The sequence below is a fragment of the Roseisolibacter sp. H3M3-2 genome (assembly GCF_029211165.1).
GTDB lineage: Bacteria > Gemmatimonadota > Gemmatimonadetes > Gemmatimonadales > Gemmatimonadaceae > Roseisolibacter.
This window is the reverse complement of record NZ_JARGEK010000262.1, coordinates 1-7,048: the sequence shown is the minus strand read 5'-3', so window position 1 is coordinate 7,048 and position 7,048 is coordinate 1. Positions and strand designations below refer to the sequence as shown.

The window sequence follows — 7,048 nt, the reverse complement described above, 5'->3', positions numbered from 1 at the left end:
GGGCGCCAGGATGCGTCCCCCGGCGCCGACGCCGCGCGCGGCGCCGCGCCCCCGAGCAGCGCCGCCCCCGCCGCGGGCGCCGACACGGTCGCCGACGACGGGCAGTGGCTGATGCCCGCGAAGAACGTCCAGGCGACGCGCTACAGCGGGCTGACCCAGATCACGACGCAGAACGTCGCGCGGCTGCAGCTGGCGTGGACGTTCTCGACCGGCGTGCTGCGCGGGCACGAGGCGGCGCCGCTGGTGGTGGGGAGCACGATGTACGTCGTCACCCCGTTCCCCAACCACCTCTACGCGATCGACCTGGCGCAGCCGGGGGGCGCGATGAAGTGGCGCTTCGACCCGCGCCCGTCGCGCGCCGCGCCCGGCGTCGCCTGCTGCGACGTGGTGAACCGCGGCGCCGCGTACGCCGACGGCAAGGTGTTCTTCAACACGCTCGACGGGCAGACGCTGGCGATCGACGCCGAGACGGGGCGCGAGGTGTGGCGCGCGCAGCTCGGCGACATCAACAAGGGCGAGTCGATGACCATGGCCCCCCTGGTCGTGAAGGGGAAGGTCCTGGTCGGCAACGCCGGCGGCGAGTTCGGCGTGCGCGGGTGGCTCAAGGCGCTCGACGCGAACAGCGGGCAGGTGCTGTGGACCGCGTACAGCACGGGCCCCGACGCCGACGTGCTGATCGGCCCGGGCTTCCGCCCGTTCTACCCGACCGAGCGGGGGCGCGACCTCGGCGTCAGCAGCTGGAACCCCGACCAGTGGCGCGTGGGCGGGGGGACGGTGTGGGGGTGGCTGTCGTACGACCCGGCGCTCGACCTCGTGTACTACGGCACCGGCAACCCCGGCGTCTGGAACCCGGCGCTGCGCCCCGGCGACAACAAGTGGTCGTCGGCGACGATCGCGCGCGACCCCGACGACGGGCAGGCGCGGTGGGCGTACCAGACGACGCCGCACGACGAGCACGACTACGACGGCGTCAACGAGCACGTGATCCTCGACCTGCCGATCGGCGGGCGCACGCGGCAGGTGCTGGTCAAGCCGGAGCGCAACGGCTTCATGTACGTGATGGACCGCGCGACCGGCGAGGTGCTGTCGGCCGACGCGTACGGGCCGGTCAACTGGGCGAGCGCGATCGACCTGAAGACCGGGCGCCCCGTGCTCAACCCGGAGAAGGCGACCGGCAACCGGCAGGCGCGCGAGGTGTGCCCCGCGTCGCCCGGGATGAAGGACTGGCAGCCGGTCTCGTGGTCGCCGCGCACGCGGCTGCTCTACGTCCCGCACAACAACCTGTGCATGGACTACCAGGGGACGGAGGCGAGCTACGTCGCCGGCACGCCGTACGTCGGCGCCGAGGTGCGCATGTACGCCGGGCCGGGGGGGCACCGCGGCGTCGTGACGGCGTGGGACCCGGTGGCGCGGCGCAAGGCGTGGGAGATCACGGAGAAGTTCCCGGCGTGGAGCGGCACGCTGGCCACCGCGGGCGACGTCGTGTTCTACGGCACGATGGACCGCTGGTTCAAGGCGGTGGACGCGCGCACGGGGAAGCTGCTCTGGCAGTTCCGCACGGGCTCGGGGATCATCGGCCAGCCGATCACCTACCGCGGCCCGGACGGCAAGCAGTACGTCGCGATCCTCGCCGGCGTCGGCGGGTGGGCGGGGGTCGCCGCGCTCGGCACGATGCCCGACGTGGACCCGAACCTGGGGCTCGGCTTCCCGGCCGCGGTCCCCGACCTGCCGCAGCACACGCCGCAGGGCGGGATGCTGTACGTGTTCGCGCTCCCCTGACGCCGGAGGCGCCGTGTCGCACCACTCCCCGCTCCGCCGCGCGGCACTCGCGTGCACGTGCGCGCTCGCGCTGCTCGCCGCCGGGTGCCGCGACGAGCCGCCGCGCGTGCTCCCCGACGCGGCGCTGACCGAGGGCGCGGCGCCGGTGCGCACCAGCGCGCTGCGCGCGGGCGGCTACACCCCCGACGTCCCGGCGACGAACCCGTACGACGGCGACGCGCAGGCGCTGGCCGCCGGGCGCCGGCTGTACGGGTCGATGAACTGCGCCGGGTGCCACGGGCCCGAGGGGGGCGGCGGGATCGGCCCGCCGTTCGCCGACGCCGAGTGGATCTACGGCGCGGCGCCCGAGAACATCGTGCAGTCGGTGCTGCAGGGGCGGCCGAACGGGATGCCGGCGTTCGCCGGCAAGCTGCCGCCGGGCGAGGTGTGGAAGATCGCCGCCTTCCTGACGGACCTCTCGAAGAAGGGGCAGGCGAAGGCGGGCTACGACCCCAAGGCGCCGGCGGTCACGGCGGCGGGGAAGTGAGCGCGCTGCCGCTCGCGGCGCTGCGCCAGGCGGTGGCGCCGCAGTCGGCGCTGCGCGCGGGCGGCCCCGAGGCCGAGCAGATCGGCCTGCTGTGGAACGTGCTGCTCGTCGTCGGGACGGCGGTCACCGTCGGCGTCCTCGCGTTCCTCGCCTACGCGCTGTTCCGCCGCCGCGGCGACGCCGACGAGACGCAGGGCGACCGGCGCATGCGCGCCGGCGTGCGGTGGATGGTCGCCGGCGGCGTCGTGCTCCCGATCGTCGTGCTCATGCCGATCCTGGTGCTCACGATGCGCACGCTGGGCGCGGTCACGCTCCCGTCGCGCACCGTGGCGAGCGCCGACGAGCCGCCCGCGCCGGGGGAGTTCGTGGTCGAGGTGACGGGGCGGCAGTACTGGTGGGAGGTGCGCTACCGCGCGCGGCGCCCCGACCTCGAGTTCGAGACCGCCAACGAGCTGCGCGTGCCGGTGGGGCGGCGCGTCGTGGTGCGGCTGCGCAGCCGCGACGTGATCCACTCGTTCTGGGTGCCGGGGCTGCAGGGGAAGATGGACCTGGTGCCGGGGCGCACCAACGCGCTCGTGTTCACCGCGGCGCGCCCCGGGCGGTGGCGCGGGCAGTGCGCGGAGTTCTGCGGCGCGCAGCACGCGAAGATGGCGTTCACCGTGGTCGCCGAGCCGGCCGCCGAGTGGCAGGCGTGGGCGGCGCGGCAGCGCGCCGACGCCCGCCCGCCCGCCGACCCCGCGACCCGCGCGGCGCAGGGGGCGTTCCTGAACTCGGGGTGCGTGCTCTGCCACGCCGTGCGCGGGACCCCGGCGCGCGGCGACGCGGGCCCCGACCTCACGCACCTCGCGTCGCGCCTGACGCTGGCGGCGGGGACGCTCCCCAACACGCGCGGGCACCTGACCGGGTGGGTGGCCGACCCGCAGTCCATCAAGCCCGGGAGCCTGATGCCGTCGGTGCCGCTGGAGCCCCGCACGCTGCACGCGATCGTGCGCTACCTCGAGACGCTCGACTGACCGATGGCCGACGACGCGGCGGCCGAGCGGCGGAAGCGCGAGTTCGAGGAGACCTGGGACGCGCCGAAGGGGCTCCTCGGCGTCTTCCAGGTCATCGACAACATCCCGATCGCCGTGCGGTACATGGCGACGAGCTTCGCCTTCTTCCTGATCGGCGGCGCGCTCGCGCTGGTGATGCGCCTGCAGCTGGCGCGCCCCGACGGGACGGTGCTCGACGCGCAGACGTACAACGAGTTCTTCACGATGCACGGGACGACGATGATGTTCCTCTTCGTCATCCCGTTCCTGGAGGCGTTCGCCAACTACCTGATCCCGCTGCTGAACGGGACGCGCGACCTGCCGTTCCCCCGGCTGACGGCGCTGTCGTACTGGACCTACCTGTTCGGCGGGATCTACATCTACTCCAGCTTCCTGTTCGGCGCCGCGCCCGACGGCGGGTGGTTCGCGTACGTCCCGTTGAACCTCAAGCAGTACTCCCCCGGGCACAACATGGACTTCTGGGACATCGGCCTGAGCGTGGCCGAGGTCGCGGCCATCGGCGCGGCGGCGGAGATGATCGTCGGGATCCTCCGCATGCGCGCGCCCGGGATGTCGCTCAACCGGATGCCGCTGTTCTGCTGGGCGCTGCTGGTGACGAGCGTGATGATCGTGTTCGCCTTCACGCCGCTGATCGTCGGCACCGCGATGCTGGAGCTGGACCGCAAGGAGATGACGCGGTTCTTCGACGCGCGGTACGGGGGCGACCCGCTGCTCTGGCAGCACATCTTCTGGGTGTTCGGGCACCCGGAGGTCTACATCATGTTCGTCCCGGCGGTCGGGGTGCTGACGCACGTCGTGCAGACGTTCGCCCGCCGCCCGGTCACCAGCTACACGCTGATGGTGCTGGCGCTGCTGGCGACGGCGTTCATCAGCTTCGGGCTGTGGGTCCACCACATGTTCACGACCGGGCTGTCGCCGGTCGGGATGGGGTTCTTCGCGGCGGCGTCGATGCTGATCGCGATCCCCAACGGGATCCAGCTCTTCGGGTGGATCACCACGCTGTGGGCCGGGCGCCCGCGCTGGCGCACCCCGCTCCTGTTCGGCGTCGGCGGCGTCGTCATCTTCCTGCTCGGCGGGATCACCGGCGTGATGGTCGCCGCGGTGCCGTTCGACTGGCAGGTGCACGACACCTTCTTCGTCGTCGCGCACTTCCATTACGTGCTGATCGGCGGGGTGCTCTTCCCGATCTTCGCGGGGCTCTACTACTGGATCCCGAAGTTCTCCGGCCACCTGCTGGGCGAGCGGCTGGGGCGGTGGAACTTCTGGACGATGTTCGTCGGCTTCAACGTCGCCTTCTTCCCGATGCACCTGTCGGGGCTGCGCGGGATGCCACGGCGCGTCTACAGCTACCCGACGGGGCTCGGGCTCGACGTCCTGAACCTCGTGTCCACGGTCGGCGCCGGGATCTTCGCGGTCGGCGTGCTGCTCTTCCTCGTCAACTTCGCGCGCTCGGTGCGCGGCGGCGCGCCGGCCGGCAGGGACCCGTGGGAGGGGGACACGCTGGAGTGGAGCGAGGCGTCGCCGCCCGAGAACGCGCAGTTCGCGCGCATCCCCGTGGTGCGCAGCCGCCACCCGATGTGGGAGCAGGAGACGCTGCTGCCGGTCCCCGAGGACGACGCCGACGTCGCCGACGCGGCGCGCCAGCTCGACCACGCGCCGTCGCGCTGGCGCGGGTCGCTGGTGGTCGGGGTGCTCGACGGGCGGCCGCTCGCGCTGGCGCACCTGCCGCGCAAGAGCCCATGGCCGTTCGTGATGTCGGTCGGCTTCACGATCGTGTTCGTCGCCGCGCTGGTCGAGATCGGGTGGGTGTTCTGGGTCGGCGCCGCCGTCACGCTGGTCGCGCTGGCCGGCTGGTTCTGGCCGCTCGACACTGAGCGCGTGGCGATCGACGAGCTGTACGCGGCGCGCGGCGAGGGCGCGCGCGGCGGCCAGGCCACCGTCCCCGCCGACGCGCCCGCCCCGGCGGCGCCGGGCCCCGTGCGGCTGCCGCTGCCGGTGGGCGACCGCTCGTCGAACGGCTACTGGGGGACGTGGGTGCTGCTGGCGATCATCTTCGTCTCGCTCGGGACGCTGGTCGCGTCGTACGTCTACCTGGGCGCGGGCCCGTCGCCGGTGCCGGCCGCGTAGGCGCCGCCGCTGCGGCTGGCCTGGTGGGCCGCCGGCGCCGCGGCGCTCGGCGTCGTCGCCACGCGCTGGCTCACCCACACCATCGACCACGCGCCCGCCCCGGCGGCGCGGCGCTGGCCGCTGCTGGCCGCGTTCGCGCTCGGCGTGATCATGACGTGGCTCGCCGTCGCCCTGTGGCGCGAGGCGGGGCTCGACGCCGCGCGCAGCGCCTACGCGTCGAGCGTGCTGCTGCTGCTCGGCTTCGCCGGGGTGGTGGCGGCGTCGGCGTCGGGGATGCTGGTCGCGGCGCAGCTGTGGGCGTGGCTGCGGGCCGAGGACCCGCGCGGGCGCGGCGTGGCGCTCAACGCGTCGCTGGTGTGCTACGCGGCCGCCGCGACGTGGCTGACCGTCGTCGCCGCCGTGTACGCGTGGCCGCGGGTGGCCGGGTGAGCGCCCCGGTCGTCGCCGCCGCGCCGGTGCCGTCGCGCTGGACGCTGCTGGCCGCCGTGCTGGGGGCGCCCGTGGCGTGGGCGGCGCACCTGCTGGTGACGTACGCGGTCGTCGCCTACGCCTGCACCAGCGACCGGTTCGCCGGGGCGCGCGCGGGGCTGCTCATCGTCAGCGCGCTGTTCGCGGCGCTCGCGCTGGGCGCCGGGGCGGTGGCCCGGCGCTGCTGGCGCGGCGCACGGGCCGGCGACGCCCCGCTGCACGACCGCCTCGACGCGCGCACGGCGCACGTGGCGATGCTCGCGGTGGTGGGGATGGCGGGGGCGCTCCTGTTCGGGCTCGGGATCGTCTACGAGGCGGCGACGATCTGGTTCGCGCCGCTGTGCGAGCCGGGCGGCACGGGGTGAGCGGCCCGGGTTGACGGGAGGCCCGGCAGGTGTCATCGTATTGACAGTCTGTCAATGCACTGACACCCGGAGGGCCCGTGACCGCGCCGCGTCCGCTCGACCAGCTCGGCCGCCGAGAGCGGCAGATCGTGGAGATCCTGTTCGCCCGCGGGCGCGCCACCGCGGCCGAGGTGCAGGAGGCGCTCGGCGAGCCGGTGAGCAACTCCGCCGTGCGCGGGATGCTCCGCCTGCTCACCGAGAAGGGGTACGTGACGTTCGAGCAGGACGGGCCGCGCTACGTCTACATGCCCGTCGACCGCCCCGAGGAGGTCAGCCGCTCGGCGCTGCGCCACCTCGTGGCGACGTTCTTCCGCAGCTCGCCGAGCAGCGCGATGGCGGCGCTGCTCGACATGGCCGACGCGCCGCTCACCGACGACGAGTACCGCCGGATGGCGCGGCTGCTCGAGCGCGCCCGCGAGGGCGGGGAGGGCGCGTGAGCGGCGCGGCGGGCGTGGTCGCCGACCTGCTGCTGCGCGCGACGGCCGTCCTCGCGGTCGCGTTCCTGGTCGACCGCGTGGCGCTGCGGCGCGCGTCGGCGGCGGCGCGCCACCTGTGCTGGACGGTCGCCGTCGTGGCACTGCTCGCGCTGCCGGCGGCCCGCTTCGCGCTCCCGGCGTGGCACGTGGCGCTGCCGGCGGCGGAGCGTCCGGCGCCCGCCGTCGTGGCGGTGCCGCATGCGGCGGCGGCCGTCG

9 protein-coding genes are annotated in these 7,048 nt (G+C 74.4%); 8 read left to right on the top strand and 1 reads right to left on the bottom strand.

All coding sequences use genetic code 11. From position 1 onward, the window contains the following. The 4 genes from PYV61_RS18165 to ctaD all read left to right on the top strand — a co-directional run. On the top strand, nucleotides 1-1,779 hold a 1,779-nt coding region (locus PYV61_RS18165; RefSeq protein WP_275834217.1), incomplete at its 5' end, for a methanol/ethanol family PQQ-dependent dehydrogenase. Between the two features lie 13 nt (nucleotides 1,780-1,792). After that, nucleotides 1,793-2,305, top strand: a complete 513-nt coding sequence (locus tag PYV61_RS18160) for a c-type cytochrome (protein WP_275834215.1) — start codon at nucleotides 1,793-1,795, stop codon at nucleotides 2,303-2,305. Next, the gene (gene coxB / locus PYV61_RS18155) at nucleotides 2,302-3,318 is read left to right on the top strand and encodes a cytochrome c oxidase subunit II (protein WP_275834213.1); all 1,017 of its coding nucleotides are present in this window, start codon (nucleotides 2,302-2,304) and stop codon (nucleotides 3,316-3,318) included. The genes PYV61_RS18160 and coxB overlap by 4 nt, the downstream gene beginning before the upstream one ends. A gap of 3 nt (nucleotides 3,319-3,321) precedes the next feature. Further along, on the top strand, nucleotides 3,322-5,484 hold the full coding sequence (ctaD, locus tag PYV61_RS18150; RefSeq protein ID WP_275834211.1) for a cytochrome c oxidase subunit I: 2,163 nt from the start codon (nucleotides 3,322-3,324) through the stop codon (nucleotides 5,482-5,484). On the opposite strand, the gene PYV61_RS18145 is transcribed toward ctaD, so the two are convergent. Beyond that, nucleotides 5,445-5,636 (bottom strand): hypothetical protein, encoded by a 192-nt coding sequence (locus PYV61_RS18145; protein WP_275834209.1) that lies wholly within the window; start codon nucleotides 5,634-5,636, stop codon nucleotides 5,445-5,447. The two genes, ctaD and PYV61_RS18145, sit on opposite strands and share 40 nt — an antisense overlap. Between PYV61_RS18145 and PYV61_RS18140 the strand changes: the two genes are divergently transcribed. The 4 genes from PYV61_RS18140 to PYV61_RS18125 all read left to right on the top strand — a co-directional run. Further along, the gene (locus PYV61_RS18140; protein WP_275834207.1) at nucleotides 5,635-5,913 is read left to right on the top strand and encodes a hypothetical protein; all 279 of its coding nucleotides are present in this window, start codon (nucleotides 5,635-5,637) and stop codon (nucleotides 5,911-5,913) included. The two genes, PYV61_RS18145 and PYV61_RS18140, sit on opposite strands and share 2 nt — an antisense overlap. Further along, a complete protein-coding gene (locus tag PYV61_RS18135) occupies nucleotides 5,910-6,317 on the top strand; it encodes a hypothetical protein (RefSeq protein ID WP_275834205.1) in 408 nt (135 codons plus the stop codon). The genes PYV61_RS18140 and PYV61_RS18135 overlap by 4 nt, the downstream gene beginning before the upstream one ends. Nucleotides 6,318-6,394: 77 nt before the next feature. Then, complete coding sequence (locus PYV61_RS18130; RefSeq protein WP_275834203.1) at nucleotides 6,395-6,793, top strand: BlaI/MecI/CopY family transcriptional regulator; 399 nt, start codon at nucleotides 6,395-6,397, stop codon at nucleotides 6,791-6,793. After that, the coding region (locus PYV61_RS18125) for a hypothetical protein (RefSeq protein ID WP_275834201.1) at nucleotides 6,790-7,048 on the top strand (259 nt) is incomplete at its 3' end. The genes PYV61_RS18130 and PYV61_RS18125, both read left to right, overlap by 4 nt.